The 23746-nt window shown below is 67.5% G+C and carries 16 protein-coding genes; 7 read left to right on the top strand and 9 right to left on the bottom strand.

All coding sequences use genetic code 11. The features are described 5' to 3' along the window. Position 1: 1 nt before the first annotated feature. Positions 2-982, bottom strand: coding sequence for an aldo/keto reductase (locus tag ASE82_RS04010; protein WP_056059136.1), 981 nt, complete (start codon positions 980-982; stop codon positions 2-4). Positions 983-1167: 185 nt separating this feature from the next. Between ASE82_RS04010 and ASE82_RS04005 the strand changes: the two genes are divergently transcribed. Continuing rightward, the gene (locus ASE82_RS04005; protein ID WP_056059132.1) at positions 1168-2283 is read left to right on the top strand and encodes a Gfo/Idh/MocA family protein; all 1116 of its coding nucleotides are present in this window, start codon (positions 1168-1170) and stop codon (positions 2281-2283) included. 97 nt (positions 2284-2380) lie between these two features. Further along, the gene (locus tag ASE82_RS04000; protein ID WP_056059128.1) at positions 2381-3136 is read left to right on the top strand and encodes a DUF72 domain-containing protein; all 756 of its coding nucleotides are present in this window, start codon (positions 2381-2383) and stop codon (positions 3134-3136) included. Here the strand turns inward: ASE82_RS04000 and ASE82_RS03995 are convergent. From ASE82_RS03995 to ASE82_RS03985, 3 genes are all read right to left on the bottom strand, one after another. Further along, on the bottom strand, positions 3133-3390 hold the full coding sequence (locus ASE82_RS03995) for a hypothetical protein (protein WP_056059124.1): 258 nt from the start codon (positions 3388-3390) through the stop codon (positions 3133-3135). The two genes, ASE82_RS04000 and ASE82_RS03995, sit on opposite strands and share 4 nt — an antisense overlap. 92 nt (positions 3391-3482) lie before the next feature. After that, positions 3483-6254 carry a DUF3857 domain-containing protein gene (locus ASE82_RS03990; protein ID WP_056059120.1) on the bottom strand — a complete coding sequence of 924 codons (2772 nt, stop codon included), beginning with the start codon at positions 6252-6254 and terminating at the stop codon, positions 3483-3485. Between the two features lie 166 nt (positions 6255-6420). Further along, positions 6421-8196, bottom strand: a complete 1776-nt coding sequence (locus ASE82_RS03985) for a putative bifunctional diguanylate cyclase/phosphodiesterase (RefSeq protein WP_056059117.1) — start codon at positions 8194-8196, stop codon at positions 6421-6423. Positions 8197-8359: 163 nt separating this feature from the next. On the opposite strand from ASE82_RS03985, the gene ASE82_RS03980 reads away from it, so the two are divergent. Together ASE82_RS03980 and pbpC are read left to right on the top strand one after the other, a co-directional pair. Further along, positions 8360-14116, top strand: coding sequence for an alpha-2-macroglobulin family protein (locus tag ASE82_RS03980; RefSeq protein ID WP_056059115.1), 5757 nt, complete (start codon positions 8360-8362; stop codon positions 14114-14116). Further along, positions 14113-16218, top strand: a complete 2106-nt coding sequence (gene pbpC / locus ASE82_RS03975) for a penicillin-binding protein 1C (RefSeq protein WP_056059112.1) — start codon at positions 14113-14115, stop codon at positions 16216-16218. Before ASE82_RS03980 ends, pbpC begins: the two co-directional genes overlap by 4 nt. On the opposite strand, the gene ASE82_RS03970 is transcribed toward pbpC, so the two are convergent. The 5 genes from ASE82_RS03970 to ASE82_RS03950 form a co-directional block, all read right to left on the bottom strand. Then, positions 16205-16459 (bottom strand): GCN5-related N-acetyltransferase, encoded by a 255-nt coding sequence (locus tag ASE82_RS03970; protein WP_235524525.1) that lies wholly within the window; start codon positions 16457-16459, stop codon positions 16205-16207. The two genes, pbpC and ASE82_RS03970, sit on opposite strands and share 14 nt — an antisense overlap. A 126-nt stretch (positions 16460-16585) precedes the next feature. Further along, complete coding sequence (locus tag ASE82_RS03965; protein ID WP_056059105.1) at positions 16586-18568, bottom strand: beta-N-acetylhexosaminidase family protein; 1983 nt, start codon at positions 18566-18568, stop codon at positions 16586-16588. A gap of 81 nt (positions 18569-18649) precedes the next feature. Then, positions 18650-19678, bottom strand: a complete 1029-nt coding sequence (locus tag ASE82_RS03960) for an endonuclease/exonuclease/phosphatase family protein (protein ID WP_056059102.1) — start codon at positions 19676-19678, stop codon at positions 18650-18652. A gap of 82 nt (positions 19679-19760) precedes the next feature. Beyond that, entirely contained in the window at positions 19761-20267 is a 507-nt protein-coding gene (locus tag ASE82_RS03955) for a DUF2141 domain-containing protein (protein ID WP_056059100.1), read from the bottom strand. Then, complete coding sequence (locus tag ASE82_RS03950) at positions 20264-21187, bottom strand: hypothetical protein (protein WP_056059097.1); 924 nt, start codon at positions 21185-21187, stop codon at positions 20264-20266. Before ASE82_RS03950 ends, ASE82_RS03955 begins: the two co-directional genes overlap by 4 nt. Before the next feature lie 227 nt (positions 21188-21414). Here ASE82_RS03950 and ASE82_RS03945 point away from each other — a divergent pair, with 227 nt between their 5' ends. The 3 genes from ASE82_RS03945 to ASE82_RS03935 are packed head-to-tail and all read left to right on the top strand — an operon-like array spanning position 21415 to position 23655. After that, positions 21415-22230: a DUF2334 domain-containing protein gene (locus ASE82_RS03945; protein WP_235524509.1), complete on the top strand. Its 816-nt coding sequence runs from the start codon at positions 21415-21417 to the stop codon at positions 22228-22230. Beyond that, on the top strand, positions 22217-23392 hold the full coding sequence (locus ASE82_RS03940; RefSeq protein ID WP_056059094.1) for a glycosyltransferase: 1176 nt from the start codon (positions 22217-22219) through the stop codon (positions 23390-23392). The genes ASE82_RS03945 and ASE82_RS03940 overlap by 14 nt, the downstream gene beginning before the upstream one ends. Then, complete coding sequence (locus tag ASE82_RS03935) at positions 23389-23655, top strand: hypothetical protein (protein WP_156348736.1); 267 nt, start codon at positions 23389-23391, stop codon at positions 23653-23655. The genes ASE82_RS03940 and ASE82_RS03935 overlap by 4 nt, the downstream gene beginning before the upstream one ends. The last annotated feature ends 91 nt before the right edge of the window (positions 23656-23746 follow it).

The following is a 23746-nucleotide window of genomic DNA, read 5'->3' as shown; positions in this document are numbered from 1 at the left end:
CTTACGAAAAGCCGACGACCGCATGCGGGACATAGGGTTCCTCCAGTCGCGCGATCTCGCGATCGGTAAGGCCCAGTTCGAGCGCCGCGATCGCATCGTCGAGATGCGCAGTCTTCGACGCCCCGATGATCGGCGCGGATACCTCCGGTTTCGCCAGCACCCATGCGAGCGCCACCTGTGCCCTCGGCACGTCGCGTTCCTTGGCGATCGTTGCGACCGTCTCCACCACCTTGCGGTCTGCCTCGACGGTATGCGCGTACAGCGTCTTGCCGAACTCGTCGGTCTGCGAACGTCCAGTGGTCTCGTCCCAGTCGCGCGTCAGGCGTCCGCGGGCGAGCGGGCTCCAAGGGATCACGCCGACCCCTTCGGCGTCGCACAGCGGCAGCATCTCGCGCTCTTCCTCGCGGTACAGCAGGTTCAGATAATCCTGCATCGTCGCGAACCGCGTCCAGTCATTCGCCTCGCTGACGTGCAGCATCGTCGCGAACTGCCATGCGAACATCGACGACGCACCAATATACCGCGCCTTGCCTGCCTTCACGACGTCATGCAGCGCCTCCAGCGTTTCCTCGATCGGCACGTCGTAATCGAACCGGTGGATCTGGTAGAGATCGACATAGTCGGTGCCGAGCCGCGAGAGACTGGCATCGATCTCGGCCATGATCGCCTTCCGGCTGAGCCCGGCGCCGTTCGGGCCCGGACGCATCCGCCCGTGCACCTTGGTGGCGATCACCACTTCGTCGCGGCGCGTGAAGTCCTTGAGCGCACGACCGACGATCTCCTCCGACGTGCCATCCGAATAGACGTTGGCGGTGTCGAAGAAGTTGATCCCCGCCTCGACCGCCGCGCGCAGGATCGGGCGACTGGTTTCCTCGTTCAGCGTCCATGCGTGATTGCCGCGATCGGGAATGCCGTAGGTCATGCAGCCCAGGCAAAGCCGCGAAACGTCCAGGCCGGTGCTGCCGAGTTTGGTGTAGTCCATGATTCGTCTACCTCAGAGGTTCACGTGCCGAACGAACGGCACCGCGATGCGGTCCGGTATGATCGGCGCGATTGCGGAAACGCAGCGTCGCGGATCCCGACGTACGGGGCAAACGCGCGAAGAATGCAACGATCATGGTCGTCCGTCGTTCGCCCTGCATCCCCAAACTACACCGAAGGACCGATATGTTCGGACACAAGAAGAAGGTGCGCTATGCCGTCGTCGGCGGTGGCCAGATCTCTCAGCAGGCGTTCATGCCGGGCATCGGTCGCACCGACAATTCGGAACTCGCGGCGCTGGTCACGGGCGATCCGGTCAAGGCGGACAACCTCGCCAAACTCTACGGTATCAAGGCATGGTCGTACGAACAGTATGACGAACTGCTCAAGTCGGGCGAGATCGACGCCGTCTATGTCGCGACGCCGAACTTTCTCCATCTGCAATACGCGGTTCCGGCGCTCGAAGCGGGCATCCACGTCCTGCTCGAAAAGCCGATGGCGTCCAGCGTCGCCGAAGCCGAACAGATCATCGCCGCGCAGAAGAAGGGCGGCGCCAAGCTGATGATCGCCTATCGCCTCCACAACGAACCGGGCACGGTCGAGATGATCACCCGCGCTCGCGACGGCGAGTTCGGCGAGTTGCGCAGCTTCGTCTCGGTATTCGCGCAGAATGTCGCTGAGGCCAATTCGCGCGGTCACAACGGTTACTGGGGCGGTCCGGTGCCGGACATGGGGACGTACCCGCTCAACGCGGTGCGCAACCTGTTCGGGCAGGAACCCATCGCCGTGCACGCGATCGGTACCAGGACCCCCGGGCGCGGCTTCAACTTCCACGACACCGTGGCGGTCACGCTGCGTTTCCCCGACGAACGCGTCGCACAGTTCAGCGTCAGCTACGCCACCGCATCGGCCGAGTTCTTCCAGCTCGTCGGCACGAAGGCGAGCATCCACGCGTCGCCCGCCTTCATGTTCGGGCCGAAGATCGGCATCACCTATGTCGAGAAGACCAGCGCCGGCAGCAAGACGCACAGCTTCGATCCGGTCGAACAGTTCGGCAACGAGACGCAGTATTTCTCGAACTGCATCCTCGAGGATCTTCATCCCGAAGCCGACGGCGAGGAAGGCCTGTTCGACATGCGTGTCCTGGCCGCGATCGAGCGATCGCTCGACACCGGCGAGACCGTGACGCTCGAACCGGCTTCGCGAAGCCGCCATGTCGAACCGGACCAGGCGCTCAAGCTCAAGCCGGCGAAGGAACCCAGCGAGGACGAGATGATCAGCATCATCCCCCAATCGGCATGATCGACGCCGGCGTCCGTCTCCTTCGCCGCGATGACCAGCGGGGCAGGGGACGGATGCCGGGCGATTGCCGTGGTGCTTCCACGAAGGTCGTTTCCCGGTGACAGAGCCGCGCTGCGTGATCGGCACCGCCGGCTGGAGCATACCGGCCGCGGATCGGCCGAACTTCCCCGAAACCGGCACCGCACTACAGCGTTACGCGGCCGTGATGCACGGGGTCGAAGTGAACACGTCCTTCCACCGGCCACACCGGCAATCGACCTGGACTCGATGGGCGGCAAGCGTTCCCGACGATTTTCGGTTCACGGCAAAGATACCCAAGTCGATCAGCCACGATCTTCGCCTGCACGACGCCGCCGCGCCGCTTGATCGCTTTCTCGACGAAGTGTCCGGCCTGGGTGGCAAGCTTGCGCTCCTCCTCCTGCAACTACCGCCAAGCCTTGCCTTCGATCATGCGACGGTCACCCGCTTTCTTGCGGACGTCGGCGAACGAACCGACACCAGCATCGTGTGTGAACCGCGCCACGCCAGCTGGTTCGAGCCCGATGTCGACACCCTGTTAGCGACCCAGAAAGTGGCGCGGGTCGCTGCCGATCCCGCGCGCATCCCGGCGGCGGCACGCCCGGGTGGCTGGCGCGGGCTTACGTATTACCGGCTGCACGGATCGCCGGACATGTACCGAACCGCGTACGGGCTCGACCGCCTACGCGACTATGCGCGCCTGATTGCCGAGGACCGCGCAGCAGGGCGCGCGGCATGGTGCATGTTCGACAACACGGCCGCCTCTGCGGCGCTGGGTGATGCGCTTCAGTTGACCGATCTGGTCGACGCATCGTCGGAGGGCGGGGCGGGCTAAAGCCCGATCTTCGCCAGCGCGGCGGACAATTCCGCATTCGATGCGGTGTCGTCCTTCGGAGAAAGCCGGTTCAGCACGGTCTGGACGCGCGTTTGTGCGACCTGGAGCGTCTTGTGCCGCACCTCACGCGTGGCGTTGGTCCGCCAGGATGCACTCTCACCCAGCAACGCCGCCCATTTGGCTTCTTCAGCGGCCAAGATCGCCAGCGCCAGCCGCAACCCATCTCGCCGGCCATGCGCATACTCGTCCGACATCAAGCGGTTTTCTCCCTGCGACCCGGCACCATTCACCGTCGCAGCCAACAAATAGGCCGAGCGCGCCGTTAAGGGCTACCCGATACCGATGATCAGTCCGCCTTGATGCCGTAGCGCGCATACCGCCGGTCGACGCTCGGTAGAAGCCGCCGTGCAATCGCGAACTCCTTCGTCGCTTCAGGTCGCCGGTTCGATTTCGCCAACACGATTCCGCGCATGAAATGGCTTTCCGCCTGATTGGGTGTGGACGCCAGCACCGCGTCGAGATCGGCCAGCGCCTGCTCGTACTTTCCGAGCCGATACCAGACCATCGCCCGGCTATCGAGCGGACCACTCGTGTCGGTGCTCAACTCGATCGCCCCGGTACAGTCTTTCAACGCGCTGTCGATCATGACCATGCGCGTTCCCTTGGCCCAGCACCGTGCGTTCATCAGCGATGGCGAACCCGGCTTGTCCGCGATCAGGCTGTCGAACAACACGAGTGCTGCAGTGACGTCGCCATATTCTCCGAGGAGACCGGCCTTGGCTTCGCGAAACGCGTTGCGCATGCTGCCGCCCAGCGCGATGCGCTGATCCAGCAGCGCCAGCGCGCCGGGCATGTCGCCACCTTCGGCCTTCAGGTCGCTGAGCTGGCCGATCGCCTGTTGCGACGAAGGATCCAGGGCACGCGCTGCTTCCGCATCCTTAAGCGCCGCCGCCATGTCGCCCAACTCGTGCGACTCCGTCGAGCGTTGGAGATAGAGATCGATCGTCGGGGCGATCGCGATCGCGTGCGTCAGGTCGGCGACGGCACCGCGGCGATCCCCCACGCCGCTTCTGAGTGATGCGCGGCTGGTATAGCCGCTGGCTTCGTCGGGATCGTCGGCGATCGACTTCGCGAAGATCGCCTCGATCGCCCTCAGTTGCGTGGCACCGGGTGGGTCGCTGGCGTTGATGTCCCAGCGACGCCGCGTGTCGGCCGAGGCGACGATACGTGGCGCACGGGCCTTCGCTGTCGTCAGGGCATCGCGCTCCGCCGGAATGCGGGCAACCGCGATCTCGCCGCCGACCGTGTCGATCCGCTCGTCGAGCGTGAACATACCGTTCGCCAAGCTGGCGCTGCGAACGATGTCATACCCGGCGATGTTCGCCTTGAGATCGGGCTCTCCCTCCAGTGCGAACGCCCGGCCACCGTCGGGAAGGCGCAACCGCAAGCGATAGCGCAGGCCGTCGGGCTGGTTGACCAGAACGGGGACGGCTGCCCAGGTGGCCTTGCTGCGGTCGGGATCGAAGTTGACCTGATCGATCAGCCTGTCGACCGCGCGCTTGCGGCGACGGTCGTCGGTCGTCCAGATCGTGCTCGTCGCGCCGCGTGCCTTCAGCGTGACCGCACCGGTGATCGGATCGGACGTGATCGACGTATCGACGAATTGCCCCTCGCCCAGGAAGCCCTGCAGGAACTGCCCGACGGCCTGGCGCTGCTCCTTCTCGCCCAACTGGGTTTTGGCCATCGTCAGCATCGCCGCCGGTCGACCGTGAACGATCGCCGTCGCCTCGAATGCGCTGGGCAGGTCGACGCTGGCGGTTTCGTCCGCCTCGACGATCAGGTCGATCACCGGACGCGCATTCGCGTGCGTAGCGATCCTGAGCAGCGCGGCACCGTCGGCGCGGATCGGCAGGACATAGCCGACGTCGGGCGTGTCGTGGATATCCGCAAGCCTCGAACCGGCGCCCGTCCCATCGAGCCAAAGTGTCTGGCCGCCAATCGTCGCCTTCACGAAGACGTGGTTGAAAGCCGCCGCGCTCGGCAGCCTCTCGGCCACGAAGTCTCCCGATCCGACGGCGGCGAGGACCGGCTCGGCATCGATGCCCATCGCGCGCAGCATCGACAGCAACAGTACGGTCTTCGCCTTGCAGTCGCCGTAGCGAACCTCCCACGTCCGCGCGGGTTTCTGCGGAACATAGTTCCCGCCGTCCATCCCGACGGCAAGGTAGCGGATCTTGTCCTGGACGAGTTCCAGCGCGCGTTCGGCCCTGCCGATCGGCGTCGCATCCGCCTTCATGATCGCGTCGACCTCGGTCCTCAGCGGGGAGCCGGGCGCGATGGCGTTGGCTTCCGAGCCATATAGCGGTGCGAAGGTCTTCGAGACGTCCGCCCAGTCGGCGAACGTGGCGAATTCGATCATCGGCGGATGCCGGAACCGACTTGGCGCATCCTGCGGCATCTCGACCGGCTTTGGCGCGGGCAGGGCGAGGTCGAGCACGGTGTATTGCCCGTCGCGGATCGGCACGGCCTTGACGCCGTCGGCCTCCAGCTTCCAGCGCGGTGGCGTCGCGGTCGGCCACGATATGCGCGCGCGGGCAAAGGCAACCCGAGCGGGCAGGGCGATCATCGGAACGACGTTCTGCACGCGCCCGCCCAACGCGGCGTCTTTCGATGTCGTCGACGCCCGCAGCCGCAGGATGTCGCCGACCTGAAGACCTTCGACCGCCAGCGTCGCCGTCAGGATACCGGTCAATTCGCGCTGTTCGAGCGCCTGTTCGCGCCGCAGAACGGTGAACTTTTGTCCGTTCGCCAGCAGGTCGATCCGCTGGCTACCGCGCCAGATCGCCAGTTCGTGGACGATGATGTCGCCCTTGTCCGGCGCCCAGGGCAAGGCGAGCGACGTCGCCTGCGCCAGCATCTCCGGCGACGTGATGTGCGACGCGACATCCAAGTAGGACCACAGCCGCCCGTCCTCGATCCGTTGCTGCGTATCGAAGATCACCAGCGCCGGCGTATCTGCACCCGTCTTCGCCGCGTCCGGCAGCACGGCCGGAATGACCCAGCTGGGCGCGGCCTGATACAAGGGAAGGTCGCCGGCCTGCGCCGCAGACGTCGCCATGCACCCCAGCGACACCGCCGCAACCACTATACTTCGCACAATTTGGCCCCCCGATAGTCCCCGTGCGAACGATATCGGCAAATTCGTCCGCAAGCCCAGAGAAATCGGTGAATGCGGGACTTCCTTGCGCGGAGGACCCGAAACGAAACCGGGCGTGGCAGCAAGGTCAGCCGCGTTCGGGCTCGGCCTCCGGCTCGCGTTCCACAAGCCAGGTCGCGAACAGCGTCGCTTCCATCGGGCGGGCGAACCAGAAGCCCTGCGCCTCTTCGCAACCGAGCTGCGTCAGGATAGCGGCTGCCTCTGCGGTCTCGATCCCCTCGGCCACCACGCGGTAGCCGAGCTTGTGCGCCAGTCCGATCATCGTCTCGACGAGGACGAAATCGGGCCCGGCCGCTTCGGTGAGGTTACGCATGAAGGCCTGGTCGATCTTCACGATCCGCGCGGGCAAGCGCTGGAGATAGGCGAGGCTGCTGTGTCCCGTCCCGAAATCGTCGATGGCAAGGCAAATGCCCGCTTCCGCCAGTTCGCGCAGCATCGCCAGCGCTTGGTCGGGCTGATCCATGATGGCGCTTTCGGTCAGCTCGATCTCCAGCCGCTCGGGCCGCAGATCGCGCTTGGACAACGCCAGCTGGATCCGGTCGATCAGGTCGGCCTCGCCGAGATTGGCGGCCGAGATGTTGACCGACAGGACCGGCGCGATCCCGGCGAGATTCCAGGCCGCCATCTGGTCCATCGCCGCATCGATCACCCACTGCGTCGTCGCGCGCGCCAGCGAGGTCTCCTCGATGATCGGAATGAACTCGGCGGGCGACACCTCGCCCAGTCGAGGGTGCCGCCAGCGCAGCAACGCCTCCGCGCCCAGGCACCGTCCCGTCGCGAGCTCGATCCGTGGCTGGTACACCAGTCGCAACTGGTCGCCGGCTTCGAGTGCCGCACCGAAATCCTGCAACAGGCCGTATTGGCGGCGGTGGGCGATGTCGTTGGCGGGCGAATGCAGTGCGATCGCGCCATCGGCGTTGCGCGCGTCCTGTGCCGCGCTGGCCGCGCCCCTCAGCACGTCGTCGGCCGAAACGCTGCCGATGACGAACGACCGGACGCCGATCGCAACGTTCGTGACGAAGCGTACCGACGACGTGGCATGCATCGTCTCGAAGCTCGACCGGAGCAGCGAAACATAGGCCAGCTCCTCGACACCCGGCGGTGATATGAACGCGAACTGCGCACTGCCAACCTGATACGCAACACGACCGGGTCCCAGCGCCACGCGCAGCGCCTGCGACGCCTCCCGGATGAAATCGTCGACGCGGGCAACACCCAACGCGCGCGTGATCCGGCTGATCTGATCTTCGCGCGCCATGTCGACCACCACCGCGAACCGGTGCTCGCCCGGATGGTCCCGCTCCAGATCCATCAGGTCGTCGCGGAACTGATTCCGGGTCGGCATGCCGGTAACCGGATCGATTCGTCCGAAGGCGTGCTGCAGCTCGATCTGCGCCATCACCATCGCCGCCAGATCGACCAGCGCGGCAAGCTCGGCCTCGGTCGCCTTGCGCGGTTCGGTCCCCAACACACAGAGCGATCCGAGGCCGTAGCCATCGCTGGTGACCAAAGGTGCGCCCGCATAGAAGCGCGTTCCGGCGCGGCCCAGCACGCTGTCGGCGTAACACGCGTCGGCCTGGAAATCCTCGATGACGAGCGGCTGGGTCGACTCGGCGACCTGTGCGCAGGGCGCCTTGTCGCGCGGGATGCTGCGATGCTCGACGCCGACGCGCGACTTGAACCATTGCCGGTCGCGATCCGTCAGCGACACCGCAGCCACCGGCAATCCGAAGATCTGGCTGGCCATCCGGGTTATCCGATCGAATCCCTCGCTGGCCGGGGTATCGAGCAACTTCAGCTGGTACAGGGCGTCCAGCCGAGCCTCTTCGTGATGGTCGCGCACACGATTCCTTTCACGTTCCCCTCTATAATCAAAACCTTAATGGTTTAATCCATGTCAGACTAGATAAATGAAACCTAGGTTTACCTAGCGCTACTCGTCCGTGGCCCGGTTAAGTCTGGACTAGCGCCGTCCGGCCCCTATTCTGTTGGCGGGGAGAGCGGGCATGCGATTTGCAAGACTGTGGGCGGCGCTAGCGATCGTCGTCGCGCCGGTTGCCGCGTTCGGGGGCGATACGCCGCACGTCACGCTTGCCACGCCCAACATCTCGGATGGCGCGATCACGCGCTTTACCGTGCGGTTCAGCGACGCGATCGTCCCGCTCGGCGATCCCCGCGCCGCCTCGCCGCTGAAGGTCGAGTGCGCGGTGCCGGGCGAGGGGCGCTGGGTCGATCAGCAGACCTATGTCTGGGACTTCGGGCAGCCCTTGCCGGGCGGAACGCGCTGCACGCTTGCGACGCGCGAGGGCCTCAAGAGCGCTGCGGGCTACGGCGTCGACGCGGAGAGCTTCACCGTCGATGCCGGCGGTCCGATCGCCCGCGCGGTGCTGCCCGGCGAGGGTGATATCGAGGAGGACCAGGTGTTCCTGGTCGCCGCGAACATGCTCGCGACCCGTGAGTCGATCGCCGCCAACGCGTATTGCGCGGTCGACGGGATCGGCGAGAAGATCGCGGTCGACGTGCTCGCGCCCGACTTGCCGGGCAAGCTGCTCGCCGGGTTGGGCAACAACTACTCGGTCACCAATTTCCTCGAAAGCGCCGGGCTGCCCAAGACGGTCCCCGCCGATACCGCATCGCGCCAGCGCGCGCTGGCCGGCATTACCGCGCTGAAATGCCGCCGTCCTCTGCCGCCGGGCCGCGACATGGCGCTGGTCTGGGGCGTGAACATCGCCAGCGCCGGAGGCAAGCTTGCCGGCGCCGACCAGCGGTTCGACTTCACCGTCCGCAAACCCTTCACCGCACGGTTCGAATGCTCGCGCGTCAACACCGCGGCGGGCTGCAGCCCGGTCGAGAAGGCCTATCTGCGGTTCTCCGCGCCCGTCCCGATGAGTGCGGCGACGCAGGTTCGGCTGACGCTCGCCGATGGCAAGTCGATCGCGCCCGTGTTCAGCGACGAGGAGAAGACCCGCGCGACGATCGAGCAGGTCACGTTTGCCACACCGTTACCCTTTGCGACGCGTGGGACGGTTGCGATCCCCGCCGACCTCAAGGACGAAAGCGGTCGCATCCTCGCCAACCGCGAACGCTTTCCGCTCGAGGTGAAGTTCGACGAGGCCCCGCCGCTCGTCAAGTTCGCGGCGGATTTCGGGATACTCGAGGCGAAACAGGGCGGCGTGCTGCCCGTCACCGTGCGCAACGTCGAGCCGTCGCTGCAAGGCCAGACCGCGGGCATCGGCGGCCAGCGGCTGCGCGTGGGCGGCTCCGATGGCGAGATCGCCGCGTGGCTGCGGCGCGTCGAGGATGCGGGCAAGACCGACTATCAGACGATCGAGCGCAAGGGGGCCGAACCGCTCCAGATCAACCATACCGGCGAGAAACCGCTGCTGTTCGGGAGCGGTGGCGGCGGGGCTAGCGGCGGGGCGGGCGATCCGTTCAAGCTCGATCTGCCGGGTAAGGGCAAGGACTTCGAGGTCGTCGGCCTGCCGCTGGGCAAGCCCGGCTTCTACGTCGTCGAACTCGCCAGCCCGACGCTGGGCCGTGCGCTGCTCGGCCGCAACGTGCCGCGCTATGTCGCGAGCGCCGCGCTGGTCACCGACCTCGCCGTGCATTTCGAATGGGGTCGCGATCGCTCGCTCGCTTGGGTGACGCGGCTGTCGACGGGCAAGCCGGTGGCGAACACGGTGGTGCAGGTCAGCGACAGTTGCACGGGCAAGCCGCTCGCGCGGGGTGCGACCGACAAGAGCGGCGGGCTGATGGTCGCGCGCGGCCTGCCCGAACCCGAGACCTATGGCAGCTGCAAGGGCGAGGGCGGGTCGCATCCGCTGATGATCTCCGCACGCAGCGGCGACGATTTCAGCTTCACGCTGACCGACTGGGGCGAGGGCATCCGGCCGTTCGATTTCGACCTGTCCTATGGCTATTCGGCAGCGACCGACATCATCCACACCGTGTTCGATCGCGCGCTCGTCCGCCAGGGCGAGACGATCCACATGAAGCACATCCTGCGTCGCCCCGACGCGCGCGGCTTCTCGTTGGCGCCGGGCTTTACTGGCACGCTTCGGCTGTCGCACCGCGGCTCAGACACGCAGTTCGAAATGCCCGTGACGATCGGCGCGAACGGTACCGGCGAGACGGTCTGGACCGCGCCCAAGGGCGCGCCGATGGGGGATTACGACCTCGTTTTCGTGGTTGGAGACGAAACCAAGGAATCCGCGCAGTCGTTCAAGGTCGACGAATATCGCCTGCCAACGATGCGCGCGAGCGTGACCGGGCCGAAGACCGCGCTCGTCAAGCCGCGCACCGCACAGCTCGACCTGTTCGCAGGGTATCTCTCGGGCGGCGGTGCCCCCGGCCTGCCGGCCGACGTCCGCATCGGCTGGTTCGCGCACAGTGCGACGCCTGTCGGCTACGACAAGTTCAGCTTCGGCGGCGAACCGATCACCGAAGGCGTCAAGCCGCTCGACGGCGAGGGCGAGGATGCGAAGACGCCGTTGCCGCCGACGCAGATGCTGCCCGCAACGCTCGGCAGCGACGGCACGCGCCGGATGACGGTCGACATGCCGCAGACCCTCCCCGGCACGACCGATATGCAGGTCGAGATGGATTACCGCGATGCCAATGGCGAGACGCTGACCGCCTCGAAATCGATCCCGATTTACGCCTCGGGCGTGCAGCTTGGCGTCGCTACCGATGGCTGGATGATGCGCGCGGACGATCTGCGCCTGCGCTTCGTCGCGGTGGATACCGACGGTAAGCCAATCAAGGGGCAGACGCTGTCCGTCGCGCTCTACAGCCGCCAGATTCTGACCGCGCGGCGGCGGCTGATCGGCGGGTTCTACGCGTATGACAACCGGATGCGGACGACCAAGCTGTCGGCCTCGTGCAGCGCCACCACCGACGCGCAGGGGCTTGCGCAGTGCAAGGCGGATCCGGGCGTGTCGGGCGAGATCTACGCGGTCGTCACCACCACCGATGCCGACGGCAACGTCGCGCGCGCGGTGAAGTCGGTATGGCTCGCGGGGAACGACGACTGGTGGTTCGGCGGCGACAATGGCGACCGGATGGACGTCGTTCCCGAGAAACTCACCTATGCGTCGGGCGAGACCGCACGGCTTCAGGTACGGATGCCGTTCCGCTCGGCGACCGCTTTGGTCAGCGTCGAGCGCGAGGGCGTGTTGTCGAGCTTCGTCACCGAATTGTCGGGCAAGGACCCGGTGATCGAGGTGCCGATGGACGCGGCCTATGCGCCCGACGTCTATGTCTCGGTGCTGGTCGTGCGCGGCCGTGTCGAGAGCGGGTTCTGGAGCTGGGTCCACCGGATCGCGCGGACGCTCGGGCTGTCGGATACGCCCGAGGACGCCGCCGAACCGACCGCGCTGGTCGATCTCGCCAAGCCCGCCTACCGCCTCGGCATCGCCAAGGTGAAGGTCGGCTGGGAAGGCCATACGCTCGCCGTCGCGGTCAAGGCGGATCGTGAGCGTTATGCGCCACGGGGCACGGCCAACGTCGCGATCCAGGTGCGGAAGCCCGATGGCAGTCCGGCGCGCGAGGCCGATGTCGCGTTCGCGGCGGTCGACCAGGCGTTGCTGAAACTCGCGCCCAACGACAGCTGGAACATCCTCGACGCGATGATGGGCGATCGCCCGCTCTCGGTGCTGACCGCGACCGCGCAGATGCAGGTCGTCGGCAAACGGCATTATGGCCGCAAGGCGCTCGAAGCAGGTGGCGGCGGTGGCGGCGGCGACCTGTCGGGGCTCAACCGCGAGAATTTCCAGCCTGTGCTGCTGTGGAAGGGGCATGTCCCGCTCGATGCGCAAGGGCGTGCGCGCGTGTCCGTGCCGTTGTCCGATGCGCTGTCGTCGTTCAAGCTGGTCGCGATCGCCACCGACGGCGCGCAGGCGTTCGGCACGGGCAGCACCGACATCCGCACGGCGCAGGACCTGTCGCTCTATGCGGGTATGCCGCCGCTGGTCCGTTCGGGCGATTTCTACGGCGCGCGGTTCACGCTGCGCAACGGATCGGACCGTGCAATGACGGTCACCGCGAACGTCGACGTCTTCCCACGGATCGCGCAGGGCAAGCCGCTCACCGTCACCATTCCCGCGGGTGGTGCGGCACCGGTGGCGTGGAACCTCACCGCGCCGTCCGGGGTCGATACGCTGCGCTGGACGGTGCGAGCTAGCAGCAACGACGGCCGTGCGGCCGATCAGGTTACGGTGACGCAGGACGTCATCCCGGCGGTGCCGACCGAGATCTGGGCGGCGACGCTCGCGCAGGTCGGGGAGACTACGCTGATCCCGATCGCGCCGCCGATGGGCGCGCTGCCGGGTCGTGGCAGCGTCGACATCCACCTTGCCGATACGCTGGCGCCGTCGCTCGCCGGGGTGCGCGACTATATGAGTCGCTATCCGTTCAACTGTTTCGAACAACGGCTGTCGCGGATCGTCGTGCTCGGCGACATGGCGGGCTGGGCGGCGCTGGCGGGCGAAATCCCGACCTATCAGGCACCCGACGGCCTGCTCCGGTATTTCCCCGGCGACAGCCTGCAGGGGTCGGAGGCGCTGACCGCCTATGTCCTGTCGATGACGGGCGCGGCGAACCTGGCGCTGCCGCCGGTCCAGCGCGCGCGGATGATCGAGGCGATGAAGGCGGTGCTCGACGGGCGCTTGCGGCATGAGGATTACGGCGACGTCCGCCTGACCAAGGTCGCGGCGCTGGCGGCGCTCGCGCGGCAGGGCGAGGCCACCCCGGCGATGCTCGGCCAGATCGGGATGACGCCCGCGGAGATGCCGACCGCGAGCCTTGCCGACTATATCACCGCGTTGACCGCGATTCCCGGCGCGTCGACCGAGGCCAAGGCGCAGGCCGAAGCGGTGTTGCGCACACGCCTCGTGTTCGAGGGCACGCGGCTCGATCTGTCGGACTCGGCCAACGCGTCCTGGTGGCTGATGTCGTCGGCGGACGAGGCGGCGAACAAGGCGACCGCGGCGGTGCTCGGGCGGCCAGGGTGGCAGGACGATGCGCCGCGGCTGATGGTCGGCACCGCGCTGCGCCAGTCGCGCGGGCATTGGGACACGACCACCGCCAACGCCTGGGGTGCGATCGCCGCACGGCGGTTCGCACAGATATATCCGGCGCAGGCGGTCACGGGGACGACGATGCTGTCTTACGCAGGGCGTAGCGTCGCGCGCGGCTGGCCGCTGGCGGAACCGGCGCGGACGGTGTCGTTCCCGCTCGCCGCCGCCGGACCGCTGCGGTTGGCGCAGAGCGGCGGGGCGGGGCCGTGGGCGACCGTGTCGATCTCCGCGGCGGTACCGCTGCGGCAGCCGCTGTTCGCGGGCTATCGCCTGACGCGGAAAGTCGACGTCGTGCAGGCGCGCACCGCCGGGCGGCTGACGACGGGCGACGTGCTCCGCGTGACGCTGTCGGTCGAGGCGGCCGCCGAGCGCAACTGGGTCGCGATCAGCGATCCGGTGCCGGCAGGGGCCACGGTGATCGGCGACCTCGGTGGCCAGTCGCAGCTGCTCCAGCAAGGCGGCGCGGCAGATGGGGAGGGCGGCGGCCCGAGCTATGTCGAACGTGGCCGCGATACGTGGCGCGCCTATTTCGCCTGGCTGCCCAAGGGGACCACCACCGTGACGTACACGCTGCGGCTCAACGGTGCCAGCCGGTTCCAGATGCCGCCTAGCCGGGTCGAGGCGATGTATTCGCCCGCAATTCGCGCCGCCGTGCCGAACCAGACGATGGTCGTCGCGGATCGATGAAGCAGCGCGCGGCGCTCGCCGGATTGCTGGTGCTGATCCTGGCCGCGGTCGGGTTCGACTGGGCGACGTTCCCGCCGCCGCTGCCGGGCTATGCGCAGGTGCGCGCTGCGTGGAAGCCGTCGGAGGCGTGGCTGTACGATCGCCACGGCGTGCTGATCGACAGCGCGCGCGTCAATTTCGCCGCGCGTCGGCTGGCGTGGGTACCGCTCGACCAGATCGCCCCGGTCGTGCCCACCACCGTCGTCGCGGCGGAGGACGCCCGTTTCCGCAGCCACGGCGGCGTCGACTGGCTGGCGATCCTCGGGTCGATTGGCGCGCGCGCGAAGGGCGAGCGGGGCAGGGGTGCCAGCACGCTCTCGATGCAGGTCGCCGCGTTCCTGTCGTCGACGCTGGCGATGCCCGGCGCACGCGGCTGGCGCGACAAGCTCCGCCAGATGCGCGCGGCCCGATCGCTGGAGATGACCTGGAGCAAGGACCAGATCCTCGAGGCGTATATCAACCTCGCGCCGTTCCGCGGCGAGGCGCAGGGGATCGGCGCGGCGGCGCTGTCGCTGTTCGGCAAGACTCCCGGGGCGATGGCACGCGACGACGCGCTGCTGCTGACCGCGCTGTTGCCCGATCCGCAGGCACCCGCACCGCGCATCGCCGCGCGGGCATGTCGCCTGGGTGGCGCAGGGGACTGCGCGCGGTTCGCCAGCGAGGCCGCGTCGATGCTCGGCCCGGTGCGGACGCTGGCGCTCGATCCGGGGCTCGCGCCGCATCTCGCCGATCGCCTGCTGACCAAGCCCGGCCTGCGGATTACGATCACGCTCGATGCCGCGCTTCAGCGCACCGTTGCCGCCGCGCTGCGTCGCCAGCTGCTCGGGCTCGGCGGATCGCGCGCGCGCGACGGTTCTGCGGTGGTGATCGACAATGCCAGCGGCGACGTCCTCGCCTATGTCGGCGGGATCGGCGGCGCCTCGACCGCGCCGGCGGTCGATGCCGCGAACGCCTATCGCCAGGCCGGGTCGACGCTGAAACCGTTCCTCTACGCGCAGGCGATCGAGCGCGGATATCTGACCCCAGCGTCGGTGCTCGACGATTCTCCGGTGCAGCTCGATACCGCGTCGGGGCTGTACGTACCGCAGAACTACGATCGCGGGTTCAAGGGGCGCGTGTCGGTGCGCAGTGCGCTGGCGGGATCGCTCAACGTGCCTGCGGTGCGGACGCTGCTGCTGGTCGGGGTCGAGCCGTTTCGCGATCGACTCTGGGACACGGGCTATCGTGGCCTCGTCGAGGACGGCGACTATTATGGCTTCAGCCTCGCACTCGGATCCGCCGAGGTTACGCTGCTCGAACAGGCCGACGCGTACCGGTCGCTTGCGAATGGCGGCCGCTGGTCCCCGCTGCGGCTCACCGCCGCTGCTCCTCACGTTGCCGCTCGTCCTGTCACGACGCCAGCCGCCGCGTGGATCGTCGCCGACATGATGGCCGACCCCAACGCTCGCGCCGCGACCTTCGGCCTAGATTCGGCACTGCGCCTGCCGTTCTGGACCGCGGTGAAGACGGGCACCTCGAAGGGCATGCGCGACAATTGGTGCGTCGGGTTCTCACGCCGCTACACCGTCGCCGTCTGGGTCGGGAACGTCGAGGGCGATCCGATGCGCGCGGTCTCGGGCACCAGCGGCGCGGCGCCGGTGTGGCGCGACGTCATGCTTGCGCTCGGACGCGACGACGAACGCGGCCCCCACATGCCCGCCGGCGTCGAGCGCCGCCGCATCGCATTTGCCGACGCGATCGAGCAGCCCCGCACCGAGTATTTTCTCCGCGGTACCGGCCAGTCGCTGATCGCCGCCGCCCCCGCCACCGCGCGCCGCGCGCGGATCGTCAACCCCGCCTCGGGCAGCGTCTACGCGATCGACCCCGACATCCCCGCCGACCGCCAACGCCTCGCGATCGAGACCACCGGGGACGTTCGCGCGCACCACGTCTTCCTCGACAACCGCGACCTCGGCCCCGCCGCCCAGCAACTGCTGTTCTTCGCGCCTCCGGGCCGGCACCGATTGCGGCTCGTCGACGCAGCCGGTCGCGCCGCCGACCAGGTGATCGTCACGATCCGCTGAGCGGGACCGTTCGTTTTCTCCGCCAAGTCAGCGAACGGCGGTTCAGGACGGCAAGGTCCACCTCATCCGCAAGCGCAGCTTCGGCCAGCGCGATGGCCCGATCCAGCAGCGCGCGGTCGGCGTGCGCATACGCGGGGCGGCCCGGTATGCGGTCATACCACACGCCGTCGCACGCAGTGTCGAGGAAGATGCGCTGGAAGCAATGATCCGCCTCGACCGGCCAGCGGCGAGTACGCGCCACCGCCGGCAAACTCTCGCGGGTGAGTTTCAGCCATCGAGCTTCGGCGGCAGAACGGTCTTCGGACTCCATCCGGTAGCAACGATCGAAACCCGAGAAGGTCGCGCCGTCCGCTACCGGATCGATCGGTCACCGCTCGACCGCGGGGGAAGCGTTGCCAGTGCGGTCGAACCTGATCAGCGTCGGCGCGTCGGCAACGAACGTGTCGAGCACGCCGTCCGCGATCTTGATCGGCCCGTCGAACCGCGTCGCGCCAGGAATGCTCTGGATCGCCGCTGCGTCGGCGGCCAGCCGCTTGGCATCGGCGAAATACCGTCCCGCGGCGCTGCTGCCGTGATCGGCCGCGTTGAGGCCGGCCGCCGTCAACTGGAGCGCACGCCCCCAGCGCTGCATCGCGTCCAGCCACGGCCGCGACTGCGCCGCGAAACCAGGGTCCATAGTCCCGGACCGGATGATGTCGGGCGCATTCGTAATTTCGTCGGCACGCGCAGTCAGGTCCGCGATCGCTTTACGCCGCGCCGTCGCATCGCCACCGGCCAGCGCCTCCCGAACGCCGTCCAGCACCGCCTTCAGTCGCGGCGCCTGCTCCTGCCAAGGCTGACTGCCGAAGGTCGGTGCCATGTGCTGCGTATCGAAGAACGTCAGCAGCGCGGCGGTCGCGCGCTCGTCGCCGCCCGCCAGTTCCCGCGCGGAGAAATGCCACGTCCGTTGCGCATCATACGCCTTGTCGTTCCAACCGAACGCTGCGACGCCGGTCACCGCAGGGCGGCTGGGGGTCTCTTGGTTCATCGGGTTCGACAGGATGCCGGTCAGCTCGCCCGACAGCCCCGCCTCGCGCCGCGTATAGGGCGCCATCAGCAGCCGACCCGTGGTCTGCGCGTAATCGTTGACCGGATAATTGTCCCACAACAGCGTCTTGCGACCGAACGCCTTAGTCGCCGCCTTGGCGTCGGGGATCGAGATCGCTGGCGGCACGACGTCGGTGCCGGTCCACTGCACGACGATCCGCGGATCGAGATGCTTGCGCAGCGCCCCCTTGTACGGGGTTTCCTTCGCGTCGTAATATTCGGTCGGCACCATGATCAGCGCCCGCGCCGAAGGATCCTTGGCCGCGAGGTTCGCCTGCACCGCGTTCAGCAATTGCGACTGCGCGATGCCTGCCGCCTCTGCGCCCGACGGACCGAACGTCGCCTTGTCCTTCTCGCAATTCCACTTGGTGTATTCGATGTCATCGAGCGCGACGTAGAAGCTGCCGACGCCGATCGATCGCATCGCATCGAACTTGCGCTCCAGCGCCTGCACGTCCGCGGGGTCGGAGAAGCAGACCGACGGCCCCGGCGAGACCGCGTAGACGAAGTCGACATGGTTCCGCCGCGCGGTCGTCGCGAGCGTCCCCAGCGCCTTCAGCGTCGCGGCAGGATAGGCCTCCCGCCAGCGATCGCGCGCGTACGGATCGTCTTTTGGGCTGTAGACATAGGTGTTCGCCTTGACGGTGGCGAGGAAGTCGAGATGCTTGGTGCGATCCGCCATCGACCACGGCGCGCCGTAGAATCCCTCGATTGTGCCGCGGATCGGCATCGCCGGATGATCCTGGATCACCATGGCCGGGATCGCCGACCGCCGGGCAAGCTGGCGAAAAGTCTGTGCGGCATGGAACAGGCCGTCCGCATCGTGACCGGCCAGCGTGACGACCCCGCCCGACGTCGAAGCCAGGCTCGCGATGGTGTAGCCCTCGGCATGATCGTCGGCCACTGCGCGGCTACGGCCGAGCGCATCGCGGACGATCGGCGCGGTGGCGGTTCCGAGCACGACATAGGTCCCGCCGATGACCGAGGGCAGGCGCCGGGCGGTCGTTATCGTCTCCACGCCCGATGCCGTCAGGATGCTGCGGACGAGCGCGATCGTGTCGGGATCTACACCGGGTGCCGCGATCAGCGATACCGAACGCCCGAGCGCTATCGTCCCCGACCCGAGCTCGATCGAGGTCGGCGTGGGGAACAGCGCGGGCATCGTCACCGGACCGGCAGAGGCCGACCCCGAGGCGAGACCTAATACGATCGCGGCAACCATCGGCGATGGCATGAGGCCGAACTTGCCAATCTGTCGCGTCATGCTCGTCTCCGGTATCATAATGGTATTATGAACCCGGGGATACGGTAGCGGCGGGAGGACCGCAACCCGTACGGAAAACCCTCAGCGGCTGGCGAGCATCGTGGCCGTCTTCGGCCGGACGGCGACCCCGTCGAGCTTGTAGCTGACCATCATGCCGATATGGTCGGACAGCATGGTCTTGTCGCCAGCCCGGCCGAACGGCGCACTCAAGGCGACCGGTTTCACCGACAGCGCATCCGACGCCCGGTACATCAGCCAATCCTTCGCGCGACCGGTCGACGTCTCGACGTCGGCGGCTTGCGTCACCAAGCATGTCGGGGTCGACCGGCACCGCTGCTCGCCGCCCGTCAGTGGCATCGAGCCTCCGAACATGTGCTGCGCGAAATACGCGCGGCGCGCGATGTCCTGCCCGACGTTGAAGTCGCCCGCTACCAGCAGCGTCTCATGTGGTCGTTCCATCGAGCCGATGAACGCGCTCAACAGGTCGATCTGGCGCTTATACGCATAGAGCGCGCGGGGCTCGGATACGCCGGTGGCGCCGTTCGAGTTCAGGTGTGTGTCGATCACCGTGACAGGTCCGGCCAGTCCGGGCACCGCGATCATCGCCGCCATTGCGCCCTTGTTGGCGAGGCAGTCATAGCCGGCGCAGACCGGATAGCTGATCCGCCGCACCGCCAGGATCGGATAATCGGAAAAGATGGCGAGTCCGCTGTCGACATGCTTGCCGACCTGTTCGCCGCGGAACATGCTGCCGGCGGATACGAAGCTGCGGTCGGTAGGCGTCTCGGCGGCCGCGGCGGCGTCGGCGGAAGCGCCGAACGCGATGTAGCGATAGCCGGCGGCGACACCGATCGCCTTCGCGTCGGGCACGAACGCCTCCTGCAGCGCGACGATCCTCGGCTGGTGCCCGGCGGCGCGCATCGCCTTGAGCTGTGCGGCGATCGCCAACAGCGATGCCGTGCGATCCTCCGCGATCGGCCAGGGCAGGCCGTGAACATTGTAGGTCATGACCGATACCGTCGACTCCGCCCCGCTCGCGACTGCGGGCGACGCGGTCGCTGCGAGCAGAGCGAGTGGAGCGGCAAATCGACCGAGACGACGCGAAACCATTAGTGATCCAATTCCTGTATGTGCGTGGGTGACGCCACGGTCCGGTCGTAACCGCACCTGCCCCAGCTTATTTATGTCGGTGTCAGCGTTTCAGTGGCGCGAACGAGAACAGCCCGCTTCGATAGTTCATCACCACCGTCGTCGGCGTGATCCCGGCATGCGCGACGACCCGCGCCGCCTCAGCGCTTGGTTTGGAATGGCCGAGCCGCGGGTTACCGGCAAAACCGATCCCGTCGTGGAGCAGGCTGAACCCTTGACCGCCGCTGCGGGCATGGACGACGCTGAGCGCATACGCACCCTCGCCCGGAACGCGCAGGCACAGCCGGGCCGGACCCGATGCCGGAACCGGTATCACCGCGCGGCGAAACGTCTTGCCCTGCGCCACCAGCACATTGTCGTCGGCCAGGAACTCGCCCTCGACCGCGGGATAGATTTCGACGCGCAGATTGCCCGCGCGATCCTTCAGCCCTTCGACGGTCACGACGATCGCCGGGCCCGGCTCGTGCGGTCGGCACTGCGCCGCCGCGGTCCCCAGCGCGGGCGTCGAGGCGATTGGCGTTGCGGCGAGGGCCAAGAGCGCGACGATCATGGGTTATGCTCCGGATTGAGAAGTTCGACCGCGGTCAGCGCCGCGCCAAGCAGGAGGTGCGTGACCAGCCAGAGTGCCGCGATCATCGTCAGCATCGCGGCGACGTTGGAGGCCTGCCCGACGGTGAACGCGACGAGGCCGGCGAAGACGATGTCCTTGTTCGGTAACAGCGGCAGGCGCGAGACGAGCAGCCGCAGCGTCGCCAGCACCAGCCACCAGGCGAGCGGTGCCGCGGGCAGCGCCACCGCCCACAGCGCGGCGGCGAAGACCGTCGTCGCGACGATCCGCACCAGGTGGATGACCGCGATCCGGCCCAGCTCATCGCGCGGCAACGTGAAGAGCCGCTTGCGCATCACGAGCGCCACGAACGAGGGCAGCGCGATGCTCGCGGCTGATACGATCATCACCTTGGCATCGGTGCCGAGGTTCAGCGCGATGAGCGACTGCCAGCTGACCGCGGCGAGCACCAGCGTGCAGACATTGGCGACGACGGCGGACAGGATCGACACGTCCTTGATCGCGCCGAACGGGGTGCCGACCAGCGAAGCATGCCGCCGCGCCCATGCGTAGAAGTATAGCTCGCCCGAATAGCCCGCGATGATCTCGTTGCTGATCCGCTTGCGCAACAGCGCGAGGAACCCGCGCGGCGGCAGGTTCCACAGGCGGCGGTATATGACCCACTCGCTCGCCGGCAGCGCGAGATAGCCGGCCGCGAACAGCAGCCAGAACAGCGGCGAACGCGGCACCATCGCGATTACGCCGCGGACATCGAGATAGCGCAGTTGCCACAATGCCGCGATCAGGATCGCCGCGGACAACAAAGGCGTCAGGCCCCGTGCGACGATCCCCTTGCGGACTTCGATCGTCTTGAGCGGAAGCTTGGGGGCGGGCAGGGCCGCGTGGTTGAGGGCGTTGCTCATGCCGCCCTGCGCCGTACGGCGAACGGGACGGCAATCTGATTTCCATGACGCAGCGATGCCGCGATGGCGGGGAAGCCGGGATGTTTCATGGGTTCTGGACGTCACCGCATCGCAGCATCCGCAGCCCGAAAAATTCGCCACAAAAAATAATCTTGGCGGACTGCGGTTCGGATCGCGCGGTGCCGTCTCCGGGGCATGTGTGTGACCAAGCTGCTCGACCTTCTGTCGTGAACGCCCTGCCAAAGGCCGTGCGCCCGCCGTCACCAGACCGGCGCCTCATCGTGTCGATCCACGACGTCTCTCCGGCATTCGCCGATCCCATCGAGCGACTAGCCGAGATGATCGGCGCGATTCTGGGCGGGCCGCGGTTCGCGATGCTGGTCGTCCCGGATCACTGGGGCGCGGCGCCGCTCGACCGGACGCCGGCGTTCGCGCGCCGGTTGCGCGAATGGGCCGATGCGGGCGTCGAGATGTTCCTCCACGGCTGGTTCCACCGCGACACCAGCGCACACAGCAGCACGGCCGCGTCGATGAAGGCGCGCTACATGACCGCGGGCGAGGGCGAGTTCCTCGGACTCAGCGCGGACGAGGCCGAATACCGGATGCGCGCCGGACGCGATATGGTCGAACAGGCGATCGGCGGCCCCGTCGCGGGCTTCATCGCGCCGGCGTGGCTCTACGGTCCGGGCGCGAGGTCGGCGCTGAAGGCATGCGATTTCGCGCTCGCGGAGGATCATTTTCGGGTCTGGCGTCCGGCCAACAACGCGGTCGTTGCGCGCGGTCCCGTCGTCACTTGGGCAAGCCGATCCCCCGCGCGCACCGCCAGTTCGCTCGTGGTCGCCGCCGCCGCGCGCACGCTGCCGGACTGGCTGCCGACCTTGCGCGTGGCGGTGCATCCCGGCGACGTCACGAAGGAGTCGCTGATGACGAGTATCGATCGGACCATCCGGTGTCTGGCGGGCCGCCGCACGGTTGCCCGCTACGCCGATCTGTTGCCGGGGGCAGCTATGTCGGAAGGGGAGGGCCGTCATGAAGATCGTTGATGTCTGCGCCTTCTACACGCCCAGCGGCGGCGGGGTCCGGACCTATGTCGATCGCAAGCTCGTCGCCTTCGCCGAACGCGGGCATGAGATGGTCGTCGTCGCACCGGGCGAGCGCGACGGCGAGGAACGTCGTGGACCGAACGCCCGCATCCGCTGGGTACGCTCGCCGCGGTTTCCGCTCGACCGATCCTACCGCTATTTCTCCGATCGATCGGCGCTGCACCGCGTGCTCGACGAAGAAAATCCGGACCTCGTCGAAGTCTCGTCGCCATGGCGCAGCGCGTCGATGGTCGCGGACTGGAAGAGCGAACGCGGCGCCCGGGCGCGCCTCGCGTTGATCGCACATGCCGATCCGCTGGCGGCCTATGCCTATCGCTGGTTCGGCGGAGTCGCTACGACGCAGACGATCGACCGCGCGTTCGACTGGTATTGGCGCCACTTACGCCGCCTCGACCAACGCTTCGACATGATCGTCAGCGCAAGCGACAGCCTGAGCGAGCGGTTGCGGGAGGGCGGCCTGCAAAAGGTGCTGACCGACCCGATGGGCGTCGAGCCCGGCCAGTTCTCGCCGGTGCTTCGCGACATGACCTTGCGTCGCGAGATGCTGGCGCTATGCGGCCTCCCCGAAGACGCGATGCTGCTGATCGGGGTTGGACGCCACGCACCGGAAAAGCGCTGGCCGATGATTGCGCAGGCGGCGACCATGGCGGGGGCTCAGGCGCCGGTAGGCCTCGTCATCGTCGGTGGCGGATCGCGGCAGCGGCCGGTGATCGAGGCGATCGACGGCAACCCGCACGTTCGCCTGCTCGAACCGACCACCGACCGCGCCGCGCTAGCGCGGATGATGGCGAGCGCGGATGCCTTGATCCACGGATGCGAGGCGGAAACCTTCTGCTTCGTCGCGGCCGAGGCGATCGCCTCGGGCCTACCGCTGATCGCGCCCGATCGGGGCGGCGCTGCTGACCTCGCGCGCAAATCCGGTGGCGTCTTGTACCGATCCAGCGACGCGCTGGCGGCATCCGAGGCGATCCTTTCGGTCGCCCGCAACAGTCGTACGCCACGCGCGGCAGCCCCGGTCCGCACGATGGACGATCATTTCGACGCGCTGCTCGCGCTGTACGCGAACGAGGATCTGGTGAGGAGAGAAGGATCATGTCGATGACCGCGACCCATTTCGCCCTGCAACCGATACACGTCTCGGATCACGATCCGGTCTGGGGAGCCGAGCCGCCCGAAGCGGCGGTGCCGCTCTGCGATTTTCGGGGCGACGGACGCCTGATCGACGCCTTCGTCCATCCGCGCTCCGCCTGGAGCTGTCCGCTGTTCTACCTTGCCATTCCGGCGTATGCGGTCCTGGCCTTTGCTGCCGCGGCGATCCGCCTGTGCGACCGCGTCGGGATTGTACCGAACCACTCAGCGCGCTGACCTGACGCCGTCGGTTTTACTTTTCAGGGCGACATCCCGGACGGGCAGGAGCAAGACGCCTTCCAGCGACGATGAGCCTCGGAGGAATGCC

Source organism: Sphingomonas sp. Leaf230 (genome assembly GCF_001421745.1).
GTDB lineage: Bacteria > Pseudomonadota > Alphaproteobacteria > Sphingomonadales > Sphingomonadaceae > Sphingomonas.
Note: the sequence above shows the minus strand (reverse complement) of the source record. Positions and strands in the feature narration are given on the sequence as shown.

What these genes read in the sequence shown, in the direction of transcription:
- ASE82_RS04010 (WP_056059136.1), bottom strand. Translation starts at nt 982, where the DNA reads ATGGACTACACCAAACTCGGCAGCACCGGCCTGGACGTTTCGCGGCTT.
- ASE82_RS04005 (WP_056059132.1), top strand. Translation starts at nt 1,168, where the DNA reads ATGTTCGGACACAAGAAGAAGGTGCGCTATGCCGTCGTCGGCGGTGGC.
- ASE82_RS03995 (WP_056059124.1), bottom strand. Translation starts at nt 3,390, where the DNA reads ATGTCGGACGAGTATGCGCATGGCCGGCGAGATGGGTTGCGGCTGGCG.
- ASE82_RS03990 (WP_056059120.1), bottom strand. Translation starts at nt 6,254, where the DNA reads ATGGCGACGTCTGCGGCGCAGGCCGGCGACCTTCCCTTGTATCAGGCC.
- ASE82_RS03980 (WP_056059115.1), top strand. Translation starts at nt 8,360, where the DNA reads ATGCGATTTGCAAGACTGTGGGCGGCGCTAGCGATCGTCGTCGCGCCG.
- pbpC (WP_056059112.1), top strand. Translation starts at nt 14,113, where the DNA reads ATGAAGCAGCGCGCGGCGCTCGCCGGATTGCTGGTGCTGATCCTGGCC.
- ASE82_RS03965 (WP_056059105.1), bottom strand. Translation starts at nt 18,568, where the DNA reads ATGACGCGACAGATTGGCAAGTTCGGCCTCATGCCATCGCCGATGGTT.
- ASE82_RS03960 (WP_056059102.1), bottom strand. Translation starts at nt 19,678, where the DNA reads ATGGTTTCGCGTCGTCTCGGTCGATTTGCCGCTCCACTCGCTCTGCTC.
- ASE82_RS03955 (WP_056059100.1), bottom strand. Translation starts at nt 20,267, where the DNA reads ATGATCGTCGCGCTCTTGGCCCTCGCCGCAACGCCAATCGCCTCGACG.
- ASE82_RS03950 (WP_056059097.1), bottom strand. Translation starts at nt 21,187, where the DNA reads ATGAGCAACGCCCTCAACCACGCGGCCCTGCCCGCCCCCAAGCTTCCG.
- ASE82_RS03940 (WP_056059094.1), top strand. Translation starts at nt 22,217, where the DNA reads ATGAAGATCGTTGATGTCTGCGCCTTCTACACGCCCAGCGGCGGCGGG.
- ASE82_RS03935 (WP_156348736.1), top strand. Translation starts at nt 23,389, where the DNA reads ATGACCGCGACCCATTTCGCCCTGCAACCGATACACGTCTCGGATCAC.